The organism is Citrobacter sp. RHBSTW-00881, assembly GCF_013728515.1.
GTDB classification, from domain to species: domain Bacteria; phylum Pseudomonadota; class Gammaproteobacteria; order Enterobacterales; family Enterobacteriaceae; genus Citrobacter; species Citrobacter braakii.
Genome location: NZ_CP056269.1, coordinates 2530450 through 2549754, shown reverse-complemented (window position 1 = coordinate 2549754; position 19305 = coordinate 2530450). Strand labels below are relative to the sequence as shown.

Here is a 19305-nt window from a genome sequence, read left to right as displayed (position 1 = left end):
TATAACGCAAGAGCGTCCGGTTATACGGACGCTCTTAACCGATTCATCAGGCAACTGAAGGCTCAGGCAATCTGAATGATGAGACCAGCATCGCCAGCTGTTCCGCCTCCTCTTTCAGCGCCTGCGTTCGCGCGGCAGCATCATCTATTAACGAGGCGTTTTGCTGAACGGTGCTGTCCATTTCGGTAACGGCCAGCGTAACTTCGGAAACGCCCTTGCGTTGTTCTTCACCCGCAACGCGTATTTCCCCCATCAACTGACGTACCTGACGTACATTACTGACCAGCTCTCCCAGACGTTCGCCCGCATTGTGAATTTGCTGACTTCCGCTACCTACATGAGAAACGGATTCATCAATCAACGCCTTTATTTCCTGCGCGGCGGTGGCGCTGCGCTGGGCCAGCGTGCGCACTTCGGAGGCCACAACGGCAAACCCTCTCCCGGCATCACCTGCTCTGGCGGCTTCAACCGCGGCATTCAGGGCGAGAATATTGGTCTGGAACGCAATGCTGTCGATAACCGCGACAATTTCCACCATTCTGCCGGATGAGGCACTGACGTTATCCATTGTAGAGATAACACCCTGCATAACATCGCCGCAGCGGTTGGCCGTTTGCGCGGTGCTATCAGAGAGTTCATCCGCCAGTTGTGTATTACTGGCATTTTGATGAACGGTCGCATTTAACTGTTCCATCGCCGCTGAACTCTCTTCCAGCGCAGCGGCCTGTTGCGTCACGCGAGATGAAAGTTCCATATTACTGTCTGCCAGGCTGACAGCGTTATTCGCCACCACTACGCTACTGCTTCTGACAGTGATCAGAATGGCTGAGATTTTATCGACGAACAGGTTAAACGCTTCGGCGATAGCGGAAATCTCATCTTTGCCACGCACATCCAGGCGACGGGTAAGATCGCCTTCTCCCTGCGCAATGTCATCGAGAGCCTGACGGGTATCATCGAGACGTGAAATCAGTCGGCGAACCACCAGCCAGGATCCCACCAGCAACAGGGTCATGATCGGGATCAACACTTCCAGCACGTCCTGCATCATCACTTTGGCAAGGCCGACGATACGCGATTCAGGCGTCGCAAGACCAACAACCCAACCGGTATCCGCCATCGGGAACAGCATCACTCGTGAAGCCGAATTCAGGACGTTATCATTTGCAAGCGTAATCGTTTTCACCCCGTCCGCTGGGCGCAGAGATTTCAGACCGTTTTCCACCGGGATAAGCCATTGCGCGCTTTGCGCCAGATCGTTAATGGTTTTATATTTCGCCAGATCGGCCTGCGGGAAATAGAGGATTTGTCCCTGCTTGTCCACCACAAACGCGTAACCACCGGTGCTGTTTCCCTGCTGCTGCATGAAAGTGGCGACGTTATCCAGGCGAATATCGGTGGTGGCGACACCGGCAAACTTGCCCGCCAGTTGATAAGGTACGCTGCACGTTACCATGTTGACGCCTGAACTGGCGTCCTGGTAGACATCAGACCATAAGCAACTGTTTTGTGAATGCCCTTTAGCATGCTGATACCAGTTTTCATTGTGGTATCCGCTTGACCCTTCGACGTTATAGTCGTTGGAATACACCAGTTTACCTTCAGCATTACGCGCCCAGAAAAAGCTTCTTTTCTCCACACCTGCGGTGAAAGCGTCTGGTTCTGGCCAGATACCGCCGCCGGTAATAATCGAATCTTTATCTTCACCAATCAGATGCGGAACGACGCTTTGATAAAGAGATTCATCATTTGGCAGCACCTCAGCCAGTCGTGACAAGCTAACGGTCTCACCTTCAATTCGTGACAATACGGTACTCAACTGGCGGGTTAAACCTTGCCCTGTTTCTTCGATCAGGGCGGTGTTGATTTCAACGACGCGCGGTTGACCACGCCAGAGCATAATCACCACAATAACAAGGGTCGTGACTGCAAGCAGCAGAATGCCGCCGATGGTTAAACGCGTTGAAATACGAGTAGGATACCAGGCCATACAAACTCCTTCTGCAAAAGGCTAACTTTTATCCAGTATCGGCACAGGCGTTTATATCTTTATAAAGTTTTCTTAAGTATCACAAAATAAATAGGTGACATTGTCACAAATAGCAAAACCCAGCACTTTGGCTGGGTTTTAATAATGACTTAATCTTATTTGGATAATTCTTTTTTGATTTCGTCTTTTATTTTACTTAATTCGCTCTGCGGATGTTTTTTACAAAGTTCAACGGTCAGAGGAACTGCAGTAGTCACGGTTTCGTTATAGTCTACGTAATCGCCACCCTTGAAATCTTCGTCTTCATTGAGCACCCAGAAAGCCACTGGGGCCATAGTTTGCGGGTTCAAATCAATAAACTCCTGGCAATTCATGCCTTTTGGAGTCACTTCAGTTTTAGCGTTATCAGTTGCTGCATTGACGCTGACACTGGTTAACAGCGCTGCGACCAGAATACCTGCTGTAGAAAGGGAGAATTTATTCATTGTAGTACTCCATTTATAATATAAATAATATCTACACTTGCGCTTCAAACCGTTAATGTAGTTCGCAAAAAATAATACCCCTAACGTCATAAGAATAAAGATTGCCACCATTGATATGGCTGAAATTTATATTTCACATTACTGATTCTGATGTCTGGGCGTAAAACGTGGCCACAATGTGATCGTTCCGACGAAATCAGCAGATTCATACCCCTCTTCCCCTGTCGCTGCACCAAAACTGAACTACGCTGCACAAATGTTGATCATTAGTTAACGGATATGGGCTGATTTTTAACAAAAATGGTCAGCGTGCCGCTGTTACCAACATGGCACGCGTCCTGCATTGTTAATTTGCTAACAGTGAACCGTACTCTGACAAACAATTAACAGCGAGAAGGTAATGACAGCGAAACCGGAGTTATTTACCCGCATAGAGCAGACCTTTAGCCAACTGACGCCCAGCGAAAAGCGCGTGGCCGGGTGGCTGTTAGCCCATGCTGTGCAGATCCCTTTTGAAACCGCGGATGGTATTGCTAAAGCGACCGGAACCAGCGGCATTACCGTTGGACGCTATCTGCGTAAACTGGGCTTTCGCAATCTGGAAGATGCAAAAGCCAGCCTGCGGGAGCTACCCGTCGTCACCTATCAACCCTGGGGGATGAACGAGCGGCTGGACTCCTGGCACCAGCAACAAAGCCTGCCAGATCGCGCGCAGCAGTCGCTATTACTGGAAATCGACGCCATTACCTATGTCTATCAACTCGCGCAAGGCGAAACGTTTTTACGCATAGCGCAGCGGCTGGCGCATGCGGAAGCCGTGTATATCCTTGGGATCCAGTCCACCCGCGGGATCGCTAACGCCTTTTTCAGTCACCTGGAATACCTGCGGCCTAAAGTCAGCTACTCCGAAGGGCTTTCCGGCAGTTGGGTCGAGTCGCTGAATTCAGGATTCACCCAGCCTTACGTGGTGATCACCGATATGCGCGCCTATTCCGCTATCTCGCGACAATATTGCCGCGTTGCCACAGAACGCTGCATTCCGCTGGCGTTAATCACCGATGTGTGGTGCCCGTGGGCCCGAGACTATTCCATTGACTTACTTCAGGTGAAAACTGACACCGGACATTTCTGGGACTCACTGGCTCCGGTGAGCTGTCTGTTCAACTTATTACTCTCTGCGGTGGTGGCCCAACTGGGTGATTCCCTCGCAGAACGCCTGCAAACCAATCGCCAGTTACAACAACAATTTGGTCAATTCGAACAATAAACAGGAAACGTGCTATGTCAGAAACCCCAGAACTGGTCGATCTGTCGGTGATATTCCCGTCGCTGCATATCGATCTTAAATACGCTACGGCAGACAACATTACCGGCGCCCCTATCTACCGGGAAGCTCGTTGCCTGTTGCACACCGAGGCGGTCACTGCGCTGGCGAAAAGCATCAGTATTGCGCAACTGGCGGGCCTGAAACTTGTGGTATACGACGCGTATCGCCCGCAGCAGGCGCAGGCGGTGCTGTGGAATGCGTGTCCAGATCCTCAGTATGTTGTTGATGTGGCGATAGGATCCAATCACAGCCGCGGGACGGCCATTGACGTTACGCTAATGGACGATCGTGGCAATCTTCTCGATATGGGCGCGGGCTTTGATGAGATGCACGACCGTTCCCATGCCTGGCACCCTTCTGTTCCTCCGGCTGCGCAGCGCAACCGCCTGCTGCTCAATGCCATTATGTTCGGCGGCGGTTTTGTCGGTATCACCAGCGAGTGGTGGCATTTTGAATTACCTGATGCCGCCCGCTATCCGCTGCTTGACGATCAGATAGATTGTTACACTGTCACACCCATAACAACACAACATTCCCTTTAATTCTGGAGCCTGGTTATGAAGACTACACTTGCGTTAAACGCGTTTTTTCGCCCCGCTCTGATAGCCGTTGCGCTGGCGTTTGCCCTGCCCGCTGCGCAGGCCGCCGTTCCCAAAGATATGCTGGTAATCGGCAAAGCTGCCGATCCGCAGACGCTCGATCCCGCCGTGACCATCGATAACAACGACTGGACGGTCACCTATCCCTCTTATCAGCGGCTGGTTCAGTACAAAACGGATGGCGGTAAAGGCTCCACGGAAGTTGAAGGCGATTTGGCCAGCGGCTGGAAGGCCTCTGACGACCAGAAAGAGTGGACGTTTATCCTGAAAAACGATGCCAAATTCGCCGATGGAACGCCGGTGACGGCTGATGCGGTAAAGCAATCTTTTGAACGCCTGCTCAAAATCGGCCAGGGGCCTGCAGAAGCGTTCCCGAAAGATCTGAAGGTTGAGGCTATCGATAAAAATACGGTGAAGTTTACCCTCAGCCAGCCATTTGCGCCGTTCCTGTATACGCTGGCCAATGACGGGGCCTCAATTATTAACCCGGCCGTCTTAAAAGAGCATGCCGCAGACGATGCCCGCGGATTCCTGGCGCAGAACACGGCAGGCTCCGGTCCCTTCATGCTCAAAAGCTGGCAAAAGGGACAGCAGTTGGTGCTGGTTCCTAACCCATATTATGCCGGTGCAAAACCGGCGTTTAAGCGGGTTTCGGTAAAAATCATCGGTGAAAGCGCCTCTCGCCGTCTGCAATTGTCGCGGGGTGATATCGACATTGCTGATGCGCTTCCGGTTGACCAGCTTGCCGCCTTAAAACAGGAAGGCAAAGTTAACGTGGCGGATTATCCCTCGTTGCGCGTGACCTATCTGTATCTGAATAACAGTAAAGCGCCGCTCAATCAGGTGGATTTACGCCGCGCCATCTCGTGGGCCACCGATTATAAAGGCATGGTAAACGGGATCCTGAGCGGCAACGGTAAGCAAATGCGGGGTCCGATCCCTGAAGGCATGTGGGGTTTTGACGACAAGGCCATGCAGTACAGTTTCGATGAAGCCAAAGCGAAAGCGGCGTGGGAGAAAGTTGCCACCAAACCTGACAGCCTGAGCTTCCTGTACTCGGATAATGACCCCAACTGGGAACCTATCGCGCTCGCGACCCAGGCAAGCCTTGGCAAACTGGGCATTAAGGTGAAGCTGGAAAAACTGGCGAACGCCACCATGCGTGACCGCGTGGGCAAAGGAGATTACGACATTGCCATTGGCAACTGGAGCCCAGATTTCGCCGATCCGTACATGTTTATGAACTACTGGTTTGAGTCAGATAAGAAAGGCTTGCCGGGTAACCGTTCGTTCTATGAAAACGGTGAGGTCGATAAGCTGCTGCGTAGCGCGCTGGCCACGACCGATCAGGTTGCCAGAACCAATGACTACCAGCAGGCGCAAACTATCGTGATTGATGAAGCCGCCTACGTCTATTTATTCCAGAAAAACTATCAGTTGGCGATGAACAAAGACGTCAAAGGATTTGTATTCAACCCCATGCTGGAACAGGTCTTCAATATCTCCACCATGAGTAAATAAGCCACGTTAATGCGGAGCCGCTCTGGCTCCGCAAGGGGAAGCTAATGACGTTCTGGAGCATTTTACGCCAGCGATGCTGGGGACTTATTCTGGTGGTTATCGGTGTTTGCGTAATCACTTTTATTATTTCGCACCTGATACCTGGCGACCCCGCGCGGCTATTGGCGGGCGATCGCGCCAGTGATGAAATTGTCGAAAATATTCGCCAACAGTTGGGGCTGAACCAGCCGCTGTATGTCCAGTTTTTTCGCTATGTCAGCGACATTTTTCACGGCGATTTAGGCACCTCTATTCGCACCGGACGTCCGGTGCTGGATGAGCTGCGCATCTTCTTCCCCGCCACCCTTGAGCTGGCTTTCTGCTCCTTGTTGCTGGCGCTGGTTATCGGTATTCCTTTAGGCATTTTATCTGCGGTCTGGCGCAACCGCTGGCTTGATCACCTCGTTCGCCTGATGGCGATCACCGGTATCTCCACACCAGCATTCTGGCTGGGGCTGGGGGTGATTGTGCTGTTTTATGGTCATCTGCAAATTTTACCCGGCGGTGGACGTTTAGATGACTGGCTGGATCCGCCAACTCACGTCACCGGGTTCTATCTGATTGATGCACTGCTGGAAGGCAATGGCGAAGTCTTTTTCAATGCGCTTCAGCACCTGATCCTGCCATCGCTGACGCTGGCCTTTGTGCACCTGGGGATCGTTGCCCGTCAGATTCGCTCCGCCATGCTGGAGCAACTGAGTGAAGATTACATTCGCACCGCTCGCGCCAGTGGGTTGCCGGGCTGGTACATCGTGTTGTGTTACGCGTTGCCAAATGCGCTTATCCCCTCGATAACCGTTCTCGGCCTGGCATTGGGCGATCTGCTCTACGGTGCGGTGCTGACTGAAACGGTCTTCGCCTGGCCGGGAATGGGCGCCTGGGTGGTGACGTCGATTCAGGCGCTCGACTTCCCGGCGGTAATGGGATTTGCCGTGGTGGTCTCTTTCGCCTATGTGCTGGTTAACCTGGTGGTGGATTTACTCTACTTGTGGATCGATCCACGAATTGGACGCGGAGATGCACAATGATGCTCACACAAGAAACGCCAGCCGCGCCTCAGACAACACGCCGTCGCACAGACTGGGCTAAACTGTTCTGGATGATGAAAAGCAGCCCGTTGACGCTGGTTGGCGGGGTCATCATTGTGATGATACTGCTGCTGATGGTGCTGTCGCCGTGGATAACCCCTCACGACCCTAATGCCATCAATTTGAGTGCACGCCTGCTGCCCCCGTCAGCCGCTCACTGGTTTGGTACCGATGAAGTCGGCCGCGATCTGTTCAGCCGCGTTCTGGTGGGTAGCCAACAATCGGTCGTTGCGGGGCTGGTCGTGGTGGGTATCGCCGGGGGATTGGGTTCGCTGCTGGGCTGTTTGTCTGGCGTCATGGGCGGACGCGCCGATGCAATTATTATGCGAATAATGGACATTATGCTGTCCATTCCCTCGCTGGTGCTGACGATGGCGCTGGCCGCCGCGTTGGGTCCAAGCCTGTTTAACGCCATGCTGGCGATTGCTATCGTACGTATTCCGTTTTATGTGCGCCTCGCACGCGGTCAAACGTTAGTAGTGCGCCAGTTTACCTATGTGCAGGCGGCGCGGACCTACGGCGCATCACGCTGGCATCTGATTAGCTGGCACATTTTACGTAACTCTCTGCCCCCGCTAATTGTGCAAGCGTCGCTGGATATCGGCAGTGCGATCCTGATGGCCGCCACGCTCGGATTTATCGGTCTGGGCGCACAGCAACCCAGCGCTGAATGGGGAGCGATGGTCGCAATAGGCCGTAACTATGTGCTTGATCAGTGGTGGTATTGCGCTTTCCCAGGCGCCGCCATTCTGATTACCGCCGTGGGCTTTAATCTCTTTGGCGATGGTATTCGCGATCTGCTTGACCCGAAAGCCGGAGGAAAACAGTCATGACACAACCCGTGCTGGAAATCGAAGATTTGCATTTGAGTTTTCCCGGCTATAAAGCTGACGTGCATGCGCTTAACCATGTATCGCTGCATATCAACCGCGGAGAAATCGTTGGCGTGGTTGGTGAGTCCGGTTCCGGTAAGTCCGTGACGGCCATGCTCACCATGCGTCTGCTGCCGGAAGGCAGTTATCATATCCACCAGGGACGCGTTTCGCTGCTGGGGGAAGATGTGCTCAATGCCAGCGAGAAGCAAATGCGCCAATGGCGCGGCGCACGCGTAGCGATGATCTTTCAGGAACCCATGACGGCGCTGAATCCGACCCGACGCATCGGTCAGCAAATGGTGGAGGTTATCCGCCATCATCAGGCGTTAAGCCGCACGGATGCCCGTCAGAAAGCCATCGCTTTACTCCAGGAGATGCAAATCCCGGATGCGGCGGAAGTCATGAAGCGTTTCCCGTTTGAGCTTTCCGGCGGGATGCGCCAGCGCGTAATGATAGCGCTGGCCTTTTCGTGTGAACCGGAGCTTATCATTGCCGATGAACCGACCACCGCTCTGGACGTCACGGTGCAACTGCAGGTGCTGCGTTTGCTGAAGTTAAAAGCGCGAGCCAGCGGGACAGCCGTGTTATTTATCAGCCATGATATGGCGGTGGTTTCACAGTTATGCGACCGGTTGTACGTCATGTATGCCGGAAGCGTGATTGAGAGTGGCCCAACGCAAACCGTTATTCAACGCCCGACGCATCCCTATTCCATTGGTCTGCTGAAATGCGCGCCGGAACACGGCGAGCCGCGCGCATTGCTGCCCGCCATTCCCGGCACCGTGCCGAACTTAACCTGCTTACCGACGGGATGCGCGTTTCGCGAGCGCTGCTTTGCCGCTGGCCCCCGTTGTGAAGAAACACCTGCGTTACGCAGTCAGGGAGGCGGGGATCAACAATCTGCCTGCTGGTATCCGCAACTGGAGACAACACATGTCTGATTTTTTACTGGCGCTGCAGAATGTTCATGTCAACTTCCCTGCGCGTAAAAACTGGCTTGGCAAGGTAACGGAACGGGTGCATGCCCTCAATGGTCTGGATTTACAGATCCGTCAGGGGGAAACGCTGGGGATTGTTGGCGAGTCCGGTTGTGGAAAGAGTACGCTGGCGCAACTGCTGATGGGGATGCTGAAACCCAGTCAGGGCAACTATGCGCGCCGTGGTGACAAGCAGCATACCGGTATGCAAATGGTCTTTCAGGATCCCCTTTCATCGCTGGATCCGCGCTTACCGGTATGGCGGATTATCACCGAACCGGTGTGGATCCAAAAACGTCCTGCAGAACGTGAGCGCCGTATGCTTGCTGAAGATTTGGCGCGACAAGTGGGAATTCGTCCTGAATATCTCGACCGCCTGCCGCATGCGTTTTCCGGTGGACAGCGCCAGCGTATTGCCATCGCCCGGGCGTTGTCATCAGAGCCGGACGTGATTGTGCTTGATGAACCTACTTCGGCGCTGGATATCTCCGTGCAGGCGCAAATTCTCAATCTGCTGGTGTCATTGCAGGCGCGCAGAAACCTGACTTACGTGCTGATCTCGCACAACGTGTCGGTGGTTCGCCATATGAGCGACCGCGTGGCGGTGATGTACCTCGGGCAAATTGTTGAGCTGGGCGATGCGCAGCAGGTACTCACGCAGCCCGCCCATCCCTACACGCGATTATTGCTGGATTCGGTCCCTAAAACGGGATCACCGCTGGCGGAGGATTTGGTGTTACGGAAAACCGAACTACCGGGGAACCGAACGCTGCCCCAGGGTTGTTTTTTCCGTGACAGATGCCCACTGGCGACCAGCGGCTGTGAGAAGAAACAGGCATTGCTGAAAAGTGATAGCGGTGGTGAAGTTCGCTGCTGGCGGGCGGTTGCATGAGCTGAACGGTTGGCGTATTGCGTGAGGGTCAGGTGCAATACGCCTTTTTCAGTGAATCCACCAGCACTTCAGAAGCGGTAGATAACTTATGATGCGCCGAACGCAAAACGCCGATCCGACGCTGGATCACCGGCGTATCCAGATCGATACAGGTTGCGCCCAGCTCTGTCATTTGCGTACGGCACAATGCAGGCACGGCGCTGCCGCCCAGTCCGCTCGCCACCAGGCGACCAACCGTCACCAGTTGATGGCTCTCCAGCGCCACCTCCAGCGTATGCCCACTTTGCACCAGCTGTTCTTCCAGCATCAGGCGCACGGCGGAAGGACGTTGCAGGGTGATAAAATCCAGCGTCAGCAATTCGCGCCACGCAATACGATCCCGGCCCGCCAGTTTGCATGTCGGCGGAACAATCGCGATAAAACGATCCACGCCGAGCGGGGTGAAATGCAGATGCCCTGAAGAGTCCGGCTCAAAGGCAATGCCCATCTCCACCCGCCCTTCACTGACCATCTCAATCACGTGTTCGTTAATCACGTCATGTACCGTTACGTTGATCCCGGAGTAGGAATCACGAAACGTTTTCAGTACCGATGGCAGGACGTTAGCGGCGAATGAGGGCATGGCGGCAATAGAGATTTTCCCGCGCTGCAGCGTAAAGCGCTGGCGCATTGCCTCTTCCGTATTCTCCCAGTCCGCCAGCAGCTGTCGCCCCATGTTGAGCAGCGTTTCTCCCTCCTGCGTCAGGGTCACTTTGCGGGTGGTTCTCAACAGTAACGCCCCGCCCAGTGAATCCTCCAGTCCTTTAATCGCCAGGCTTAAAGCGGGTTGCGACATATTCAGTCTTTCACTGGCATGAGCAAAATTCAGAGTGTGAGCTACCGCTAAAAACGCGCGTAACTGTTTGATGCTCATTCCCATTTCGCATTCCTTTAACTTGTTGAATACCTTTAATTAACATTAAATTGATAAAAAAACCCAATGAGTGAGTCACAAATTTAAAATTAACAAATCATTTTTCACCCCCAATGATGTCGGCAAGGACAACATGAGGGGCAAGTGTATGGCTGGACTGGATAAACGGGTTGCCACCTATCAAGAGGCGCTGGCAGGACTGACCGATAACATGACGCTGCTGGCGGGCGGTTTTGGCTTATGTGGGATCCCCGAGAACCTGATTGCCGAAGTACGCCGTCGGGAGGTTCAGGGGCTTACGGTTGTGTCAAACAACTGCGGCGTGGATGGTTTTGGCCTTGGCGTTCTGCTGGAAACGCGCCAGGTACGCAAAGTGGTCGCATCTTATGTAGGTGAAAACGCCCTGTTTGAGCAGCAGGTTCTCAGCGGTGAACTGGAAGCTATCCTGACGCCGCAAGGCACGCTGGCAGAGCAGTTGCGCGCGGGCGGCGCGGGGATCCCGGCATTCTTTACCGCGACCGGATACGGAACCCCGGTCGCGCAAGGGAAAGAAGTTCGCGAGTTTGCCGGACGCCCTTACATCTTAGAGCAGGCGATAACCGGTGATTTTGCGTTGGTTAAAGGCTGGAAAGCCGACTGGTACGGCAACGTTATTTATCGCCACACCGCACAAAATTTTAATCCGCTGATGGCTGCCGCTGGGCGTATTACCGTCGTGGAAGTTGAAGAAATTGTCCCTCCCGGAGAGCTGGACCCCGCCGCAATTCACACCCCCGGAATTTACGTTAACCGCATTATCCAGGGGCAGTTTGAAAAACGTATTGAACAACGCACCCTGCGCCAGAAAGGAGCCTGACCATGTTAACGCGTGAACAAATGGCGATGCGTGTCGCCCGCGAACTGCGAGACGGTTATTACGTCAACCTTGGGATAGGTATTCCTACTCTGGTGGCGAACTACATTCCTGAAGGCATGGACGTAATGCTGCAATCGGAAAACGGCTTGCTGGGTATGGGCCCGTTTCCCACGGAAGATGAAATTGATGCTGACATGATCAACGCCGGGAAACAGACCGTGACGGCGCGCAAAGGCGCGGCAATCTTCGACTCGGCGCAATCCTTCGCCATGATCCGCGGCGGTCACGTCGACCTGACGGTGCTCGGCGCGTTTGAAGTGGATGTTAACGGCAATATCGCCTCATGGATGATCCCCGGAAAAATGGTGAAAGGCATGGGCGGCGCGATGGATTTGGTTGCCGGAGCCGACAACATCATCGTGGTGATGACGCATGCCTCTAAAAGCGGCGAGTCGAAACTGCTTCCCGCCTGCACCCTGCCGCTGACCGGCGTGGCCTGTATTAAACGCGTGCTTACCGATCTGGCGCTGCTGGAGATTGCCGATGGGGCGTTCATTCTGCGCGAGCGAGCGCCGGGTATCAGCGTGGATGAGATAGTCGCCAGAACCGCCGGCAAGCTGATCGTTCCCGAAAATGTCCCCGAAATGCACTTTAGCTGAGGAGCTGACCATGCAGGATGTTGTTATTGTCGCGGCGACGCGCACCCCAATTGGCAGTTTTCATGGCGCGCTGGCGCCGCTTTCCGCGGTTGAACTAGGTTCAGTGGTGATCCGTTCGCTGCTGGAAAAAACCGCCGTGGCACCTGAGCAAATTGATGAAGTGATCTTCGGCCAGGTTCTGACGGCTGGCTGCGGCCAGAACCCTGCCAGGCAAACGGCGTTACGCGCAGGACTGCCGTTCACCACGCCCGCGTTAACCCTGAATCTGGTGTGCGGCTCGGGCATGAAGGCGGTGCATCAGGCGGTCCAGGCGATTCGCTGCGGCGATGCGCAAATTGTGATTGCCGGTGGGCAGGAGAGCATGAGCAATGCGCCCTATTTCCTCGACGGCGCCCGGGCGGGACTGCGGCTCGGTCATGCCAGCATGAAAGACAGCGTGGTGCATGACGGTCTGTGGGATGCGTTTAACGACTATCACATGGGGATTACCGCGGAAAATCTGGCGGATAAGTTCGTGATCGGTCGCGAGCAGCAGGACGCCTTTGCCCTGCGCTCACAGCAAAAAGCGGCCGCCGCCATTGAAGCCGGTCGTTTTAGCGCGGAAATCACGCCAGTCAGCGTCCCGCAGGGCAAAAAACCGCCGCGTGTCGTGGATCGTGACGAACAGCCTCGTCCGGATACGCAGGCTGAAAAGCTGGCGCAGCTCAAACCAGCGTTTCGCCCAGGTAACGGCACGGTGACCGCCGGGAATGCCTCTTCAATCAACGATGGCGCCGCCGCAGTGATGTTGATGAGCGCCGCCAAAGCAGCAGAACTCAATCTGCCGGTTCTTGCCAGAGTGGCGGGCTACGCTGTCTCCGGCGTCGACCCTGCGATTATGGGTATTGGGCCGGTAGAGGCATCACTTCAGTGCCTGAAGCGAGCTGGCTGGACGTTGAATGATGTCGATCTCATTGAAGCCAACGAAGCCTTTGCCGCGCAAGCGCTGGCGGTTGGCGAATCCCTGAACTGGGACAGCAATCGGGTGAACGTAAACGGCGGCGCGATTGCGCTGGGCCATCCCATTGGCGCGTCAGGTTGCCGAATTCTGGTGACTTTGCTGCACGAAATGGCCCGCCGTAACGCAGCCAAAGGGCTGGCTACGCTGTGCGTAGGCGGCGGTCAGGGTGTGGCGCTGGCGGTTGAGCGCCCGCAGGAGGTATCTCATGAAAAGTAAGCATATCTGCGTACTGGGCGCGGGTTTAATGGGTGTCGGTATTGCCACCCACTTCGTCCGTTATGGTCACGATGTCTGGCTGTACGACACCGATAGCAACCGTATTGCAGACATTGGCGCAGTTGCCAGCGGTATTCTGGATGAACTGATTGCCACCGAACAGTTTCCTAAAAACGACAAAGAACAGGCTGTGAGTCGTCTGCATGGTACTACCTCGCTGCACGATATTGCCGCGTGCGGGTTACTGATCGAAGCCATCCCGGAGCGACTCGAACTCAAGCACGCGTTGTATGCTCAACTGGAAGCACTGATCGCGCCTGAGGCCGTCATTGCCAGTAACACCAGCGGCCTGCCGCCGGATGCGCTGGCAGAGAAGCTCGCCCATCCTGAGCGGTTGTTAATCGCCCATTTCTGGCACCCGCCGCATTTTATTCCACTGGTTGAGATTGTACCCGGCACGGCCACGAAGCCGGAATATCTGCAGGAACTGCAACAGCTGCTGCTTTCGATGCAGCTGGAAGCCGTCGTGCTCGACCGCGCTGCGCCGGGGTTTGTCGGTAATCGCCTGCAGTTCGCTCTGCTGCGTGAAGCGTTGCATATCGTAAAAAGCGGGATCGCCAGCGCAGAGGTGGTGGATCAGGTAATGCGCGCCTCGCTCGGTCGTCGCTATGCGATGGTCGGTCCGCTGGAGGCGGCGGATATGACCGGACTTTCTACGGTACAGGACATTTGTCGGCATCTGCTACCGGAGCTGGCAACCGGGAGCGACATGATGTCTCTGGTCGCTGACAAGGTGGCTAACGGTGATACCGGTTTGCGCAGCGGCCAGGGATTTTATCGCTGGGATGATTCGCGCAAAGAATATATCCAGCAACGCAGAGAGCATCAGCTGCGCTTTGCCCTGAAACCGTAACTTCTCTTTCTGTACCCCACTATAACAATGATATTGAGGAGTCATGATGAGTGTATTAATCGCCCTGGCAGCGTTGGGCCTGCTGATGCTGGCAGCCTATCGCGGATATAGCGTCATCCTGTTTGCCCCCATCGCGGCATTAGGTGCTGTATTGCTCACCGAACCCAGCGCCGTCGGCCCTGCCTTCACCGGCCTATTTATGGAAAAAATGGTCGGTTTTGTGAAGCTTTACTTCCCGGTGTTCTTACTGGGCGCTGTGTTTGGCAAGTTAATCGAGTTATCGGGTTTTTCTCGCTCCATCGTTGCCGCCGCCATCAACATTCTCGGGCGTCGTCACGCCATCCCTGTGATTGTGCTGGTGTGTGCGCTGTTGACCTACGGCGGCGTATCGCTGTTCGTGGTGGCATTTGCGGTGTATCCATTTGCGGCGGAGCTGTTCCGTCAGAGTAATATTCCGAAGCGCCTGATCCCAGCCACCGTTGCGCTGGGCGCGTTTTCCTTCACCATGGACGCTCTGCCAGGCACGCCGCAGATCCAGAACATTATTCCGACGAGCTTCTTTGGAACTAACGCCTGGGCCGCGCCCTGGCTGGGTTTGATCGGCTCTCTGTTTATCATCGTTGTCGGTCTGGTTTATCTCGAGCGCCAGCGTCGTAAAGCGCAGGCAAAGAATGAAGGGTATGGCACTGAACTGTTAAACGAGCCGGAAACGCCGGATAACATTAACCTGCCGAACCCGATAATTGCTATCTCTCCGCTGATCCTGGTTGGCGTTTTTAACCTACTATTTACCCACTGGATCCCGCAATGGTATGGCGCTACGCATCAACTGGAACTTCCGGGCCTTGCCAAACCGATTACCACCGAAGTTGGTAAAATCACCGCTATCTGGGCGGTAGAAGCGGCGCTGATTTCTGGGATCCTGCTGGTGGTGCTCTTCGGCTATCGCAACATTAAAGGTCGCCTGGCGGAAGGGAGCCGAACGGCGGTTGGCGGTGCGATCCTCGCGGCCATGAACACCGCATCAGAATACGGTTTTGGCGCAGTGATCGCCGCCCTGCCAGGTTTCCTCGTGCTGTCAAAAGCGCTGGCGGCCATTCCCGACCCGCTGCTCAATGAGGCTATCAGCATCACCACGCTTGCCGGGATCACCGGCTCGGCGTCTGGCGGGATGAGTATTGCCCTCGCCGCCATGTCTGACACTTTTATTGCCGCCGCCCATGCCGCCAATATTCCCCTCGAGGTCTTCCACCGTGTGGCGTCAATGGCCAGTGGTGGTATGGATACCCTGCCACATAACGGTGCGGTCATTACCCTGCTGGCCATAACCGGTCTTAGCCATCGTCAGGCGTACGGCGGGATATTCGCCATTACCGTAATTAAAAGTCTGGCCGTGCTGTTTGTTATCGGCGTCTTCTACACCACCGGAATTGTTTAAGGAGAATCATCATGAACTTAACGGGAAAAACCGCTCTGGTTACCGGCTCTACCAGCGGTATTGGATTAGGCATCGCACAGGTGCTGGCGCAAGCGGGCGCAACCCTGATCCTTAACGGATTTGGTGATGTGGAAGCCGCCAAAGATGCCATTGCGCAGTATGGCAAAACGCCAGGCTATCATGGCGCGGACCTGAGCGATGAAGCGCAAATTGCCGATATGATGCGCTATGCCGATAGTGAATTTGGCGGTGTGGATATTCTGGTCAACAATGCCGGGATCCAGCATGTTTCACCGGTGGAGACCTTCCCGGTTGATAAATGGAACGCGATTATCGCCATTAACCTCTCTTCTGTCTTTCACACCACGCGCCTGGCGCTTCCCGGCATGCGTACGCGTAACTGGGGACGCATCATCAATATCGCTTCAGTTCATGGTCTGGTGGCCTCAAAAGAGAAATCCGCCTATGTGGCGGCGAAGCACGGCGTGGTGGGATTAACCAAAACCATTGCGCTGGAGACCGCGCAGACGGGTATCACCTGCAATGCGCTGTGCCCCGGTTGGGTGCTTACGCCGTTGGTCCAGCAGCAAATCGATAAACGTATTGCCGAAGGCGCTGAGCCTGACGCTGCGCGTGACGCCCTGCTGGCGGAAAAACAGCCGTCGCGCGAATTTGTCACGCCGCAACAGTTGGGTGAGCTTGCGCTATTTTTGTGCTCAGACGGGGCGTCGCAGGTGCGTGGTGTGGCGTGGAATATGGATGGCGGCTGGGTGGCGCAATAAAGATATCTGGTGCCGGATAAGACCCCGTCGCATCCGGCACACCTTCTTTACGATTTTAACTGATAATCCAGCGTAATTTCCGCGTTCAGTACCTGTGATACCGGGCAGCCGGCTTTTGCTTTCTGGATGATGCCGTCAAACGTGGCGGCATCTATCCCCGGGACGCTCACCTGACTGTGTAGCGCGACTTTGGTGATAGCAAATCCGGCATCCACTTTATCCAGAGAAACATCGGCAGTGGTATCAATGGCATCTGGGGTAAAACCCGCTTCGCCCAGCATGAGCGAAAGCGCCATTGAGAAGCAGGCTGCATGCGCCGCGCCAATCAACTCTTCAGGATTGGTGCCTTTCGCCCCTTCAAATCGGGTATTAAACCCATACGGTTGCTGATTCAACACCCCACTTTCGGTCGACACGGTACCTTTACCGCGCTTAATGTCGCCTTCCCAGTGTGCCTGACCTTTCTTATGGATAGTCATTACCGCTCTCCTGTGTTGTCGTTGGAGTTACAAGTATAGGACGGCTGAGAAAAAGCATGGCACATACGGGATAGTTCTCATTTGCCGCTTAAGCATTGACCTTTCAGCTGAAATGACCGACCATCCAGAAAGCCGCTATTTTTAACATCGGCTTTCTATCAGGTTGTATTTCGTCCGTTCTCATACGGACTCGCCCTTGAAACCAGTAACAGGATTAAGGAGTTAGAATGAAATCGAACCGTCAGGCCCGTCATATTCTCGGACTGGACCACAAAATCTCAAATCAACGCAAAGTCGTGACCGAAGGTGACAAAACCAACGTGGTCAATAATCCTACCGGAAGAAAGCGCCGCGCTGACGGCAAATAGCCTTTCGCACGTCTGACTGAATAACGAGATAAACACCATTGCAACCGCAGTGGTGTTTTTGCTTATAAAACCCCTTAACCCATTCACAATGCTTTATACTTCGGCCGTTTCCCTGGCGGACAGGCCACATACGATCATAAAGAGTGCCAGGGACGGTTATTCAAAAAAGAGTGAGTGACATGGAAAACGAAACTAAAAAACTGCGTTCCCTTTACATCCCCTACGCTGGCCCGGTTCTGCTGGAATTCCCTTTACTGAATAAAGGGAGTGCTTTCAGTGCGGAAGAACGCCGTAACTTCAACCTGCTGGGGTTACTGCCGGAAGTGGTCGAGACGATTGAAGAACAGGCTGAACGCGCCTGGATCCAATATCAGGGATTCAAAACCGAAATCGATAAACATATTTACCTGCGCAACATCCAGGACACCAACGAAACCCTGTTTTACCGGCTGGTGCATAATCACCTTGATGAGATGATGCCAGTTATCTATACCCCAACGGTCGGCGCGGCCTGTGAGCGTTTCTCCGAGATTTATCGTCGCGCGCGCGGCGTGTTTATCTCTTATCAGAACCGCCACAATATGGACGATATCCTGCAAAACGTTCCTAACCACAATATCAAGGTCATCGTTGTCACCGATGGGGAACGTATTTTGGGTCTTGGCGATCAGGGGATCGGCGGGATGGGTATTCCAATCGGTAAACTGTCGCTGTATACCGCGTGTGGTGGGATCAGTCCGGCCTACACCCTGCCGGTGGTACTGGACGTCGGAACCAACAACCAGCAACTGCTCAACGATCCGCTGTATATGGGCTGGCGTAATCCGCGTATCACCGATGATGAATACTACGAATTTGTCGATGAATTCATCCAGGCCGTGAAGCATCGCTGGCCGGATGTGCTGTTGCAGTTTGAAGACTTCGCACAGAAAAACGCCATGCCGCTGTTGACCCGCTATCGCGATGAAATTTGCTCGTTTAACGACGATATTCAGGGTACCGCTGCGGTAACCGTTGGCACGCTGATTGCGGCCAGCCGTGCGGCCGGTAGCCAGTTAAGCGAACAGAACATTGTCTTCCTCGGGGCAGGTTCCGCCGGTTGCGGAATTGCCGAGCAGATCATCGCGCAAATCCAGCGTGAAGGTTTAAGCGAAGAAGCGGCGCGTCAACGCGTGTTTATGGTCGATCGCTTCGGCCTGTTAACCGATAAGATGCCGAACCTACTCTCTTTCCAGACCAAACTGGTGCAAAAACGCGAAAATCTGCAGCACTGGGATACGCAAGAAGATGTGCTGTCGTTACTCGATGTGGTACGCAACGTTAAGCCGGACATCCTGATTGGTGTTTCCGGACAGACCGGCCTGTTTACCGAAGAGATCATTCGCGAAATGCATAAGCATTGCCCGCGTCCGATCGTCATGCCGCTGTCTAACCCGACTTCCCGCGTAGAAGCCACGCCACAGGATATTATCGCCTGGACCGAGGGTAACGCGCTGGTTGCGACCGGTAGCCCGTTCACACCGGTACTGTGGAAAGAGAAAATCTATCCCATTGCCCAATGTAACAATGCCTATATCTTCCCGGGAATTGGTCTGGGGGTAATTGCTTCTGGCGCATCGCGTATCACCGATGAAATGCTGATGTCGGCCAGTGAAACGCTGGCGCAGTATTCACCGCTGGTGCTCAACGGCGAAGGACTGGTGTTACCTGAGCTGAAAGATATTCAGACCGTTTCCCGCGCCATCGCGTTTGCCGTCGGTAAAATGGCCCAGCAGCAAGGCGTGGCGGTGAAAACCTCCGCCGAAGCATTGCAACAGGCGATTGACGATAATTTCTGGCAGGCAGAATACCGCGACTACCGTCGTACCTCTATCTGACGGTTTGCCCG

General features: G+C 54.4%; 19 protein-coding genes. 15 read left to right on the top strand and 4 right to left on the bottom strand.

The window, feature by feature from the left end; genetic code table 11:
* Positions 1-46 precede the first annotated feature (46 nt).
* Positions 47-1990: a methyl-accepting chemotaxis protein gene (locus HV311_RS12145; RefSeq protein WP_016153087.1), complete on the bottom strand. Its 1944-nt coding sequence runs from the start codon at positions 1988-1990 to the stop codon at positions 47-49.
* Between the two features lie 155 nt (positions 1991-2145).
* On the bottom strand, positions 2146-2475 hold the full coding sequence (gene hdeB / locus HV311_RS12140; RefSeq protein WP_003019999.1) for an acid-activated periplasmic chaperone HdeB: 330 nt from the start codon (positions 2473-2475) through the stop codon (positions 2146-2148).
* A gap of 400 nt (positions 2476-2875) precedes the next feature.
* Between hdeB and HV311_RS12135 the strand changes: the two genes are divergently transcribed.
* The 7 genes from HV311_RS12135 to HV311_RS12105 are packed head-to-tail and all read left to right on the top strand — an operon-like array spanning position 2876 to position 9793.
* A complete protein-coding gene (locus HV311_RS12135; RefSeq protein WP_131345762.1) occupies positions 2876-3742 on the top strand; it encodes a MurR/RpiR family transcriptional regulator in 867 nt (288 codons plus the stop codon).
* A gap of 14 nt (positions 3743-3756) precedes the next feature.
* Positions 3757-4344 (top strand): D-alanyl-D-alanine dipeptidase, encoded by a 588-nt coding sequence (gene ddpX, locus HV311_RS12130; protein WP_016156534.1) that lies wholly within the window; start codon positions 3757-3759, stop codon positions 4342-4344.
* Positions 4345-4359: 15 nt separating this feature from the next.
* Complete coding sequence (locus HV311_RS12125) at positions 4360-5922, top strand: ABC transporter substrate-binding protein (RefSeq protein WP_191221135.1); 1563 nt, start codon at positions 4360-4362, stop codon at positions 5920-5922.
* 44 nt (positions 5923-5966) lie between these two features.
* On the top strand, positions 5967-6989 hold the full coding sequence (locus HV311_RS12120; protein ID WP_016153091.1) for an ABC transporter permease: 1023 nt from the start codon (positions 5967-5969) through the stop codon (positions 6987-6989).
* Positions 6986-7882: a D,D-dipeptide ABC transporter permease gene (ddpC, locus tag HV311_RS12115; RefSeq protein WP_016153092.1), complete on the top strand. Its 897-nt coding sequence runs from the start codon at positions 6986-6988 to the stop codon at positions 7880-7882. Before HV311_RS12120 ends, ddpC begins: the two co-directional genes overlap by 4 nt.
* Positions 7879-8865, top strand: a complete 987-nt coding sequence (locus tag HV311_RS12110; RefSeq protein WP_016156537.1) for an ABC transporter ATP-binding protein — start codon at positions 7879-7881, stop codon at positions 8863-8865. The genes ddpC and HV311_RS12110 overlap by 4 nt, the downstream gene beginning before the upstream one ends.
* A complete protein-coding gene (locus HV311_RS12105) occupies positions 8858-9793 on the top strand; it encodes an ABC transporter ATP-binding protein (protein ID WP_191221134.1) in 936 nt (311 codons plus the stop codon). The genes HV311_RS12110 and HV311_RS12105 overlap by 8 nt, the downstream gene beginning before the upstream one ends.
* A 28-nt stretch (positions 9794-9821) precedes the next feature.
* Here the strand turns inward: HV311_RS12105 and HV311_RS12100 are convergent, their stop codons facing one another.
* Positions 9822-10712 carry a LysR family transcriptional regulator gene (locus HV311_RS12100; RefSeq protein WP_181635447.1) on the bottom strand — a complete coding sequence of 297 codons (891 nt, stop codon included), beginning with the start codon at positions 10710-10712 and terminating at the stop codon, positions 9822-9824.
* A 142-nt stretch (positions 10713-10854) separates the two neighbouring features.
* Here HV311_RS12100 and HV311_RS12095 point away from each other — a divergent pair, with 142 nt between their 5' ends.
* The 6 genes from HV311_RS12095 to HV311_RS12070 are packed head-to-tail and all read left to right on the top strand — an operon-like array spanning position 10855 to position 16570.
* Positions 10855-11562 (top strand): CoA transferase subunit A, encoded by a 708-nt coding sequence (locus HV311_RS12095; protein WP_046276373.1) that lies wholly within the window; start codon positions 10855-10857, stop codon positions 11560-11562.
* Between the two features lie 2 nt (positions 11563-11564).
* Entirely contained in the window at positions 11565-12221 is a 657-nt protein-coding gene (locus tag HV311_RS12090) for a CoA transferase subunit B (protein ID WP_016153097.1), read from the top strand.
* Between the two features lie 10 nt (positions 12222-12231).
* Positions 12232-13437: an acetyl-CoA C-acetyltransferase gene (locus tag HV311_RS12085; protein WP_191221133.1), complete on the top strand. Its 1206-nt coding sequence runs from the start codon at positions 12232-12234 to the stop codon at positions 13435-13437.
* Positions 13427-14350 (top strand): 3-hydroxyacyl-CoA dehydrogenase family protein, encoded by a 924-nt coding sequence (locus tag HV311_RS12080; RefSeq protein ID WP_016153099.1) that lies wholly within the window; start codon positions 13427-13429, stop codon positions 14348-14350. The genes HV311_RS12085 and HV311_RS12080 overlap by 11 nt, the downstream gene beginning before the upstream one ends.
* 43 nt (positions 14351-14393) lie before the next feature.
* Positions 14394-15788 (top strand): GntP family permease, encoded by a 1395-nt coding sequence (locus HV311_RS12075; RefSeq protein ID WP_196615732.1) that lies wholly within the window; start codon positions 14394-14396, stop codon positions 15786-15788.
* 11 nt (positions 15789-15799) lie between these two features.
* Positions 15800-16570 carry a 3-hydroxybutyrate dehydrogenase gene (locus HV311_RS12070; RefSeq protein WP_047359111.1) on the top strand — a complete coding sequence of 257 codons (771 nt, stop codon included), beginning with the start codon at positions 15800-15802 and terminating at the stop codon, positions 16568-16570.
* A gap of 47 nt (positions 16571-16617) precedes the next feature.
* Here the strand turns inward: HV311_RS12070 and HV311_RS12065 are convergent, their stop codons facing one another.
* Positions 16618-17049 (bottom strand): OsmC family protein, encoded by a 432-nt coding sequence (locus HV311_RS12065; protein WP_019076792.1) that lies wholly within the window; start codon positions 17047-17049, stop codon positions 16618-16620.
* A gap of 227 nt (positions 17050-17276) precedes the next feature.
* Here HV311_RS12065 and sra point away from each other — a divergent pair, with 227 nt between their 5' ends.
* Both sra and maeA read left to right on the top strand, forming a co-directional pair.
* Complete coding sequence (gene sra, locus HV311_RS12060) at positions 17277-17417, top strand: stationary-phase-induced ribosome-associated protein (protein ID WP_006684530.1); 141 nt, start codon at positions 17277-17279, stop codon at positions 17415-17417.
* Between the two features lie 179 nt (positions 17418-17596).
* Positions 17597-19294 (top strand): malate dehydrogenase, encoded by a 1698-nt coding sequence (maeA, locus tag HV311_RS12055; RefSeq protein ID WP_191221132.1) that lies wholly within the window; start codon positions 17597-17599, stop codon positions 19292-19294.
* The last annotated feature ends 11 nt before the right edge of the window (positions 19295-19305 follow it).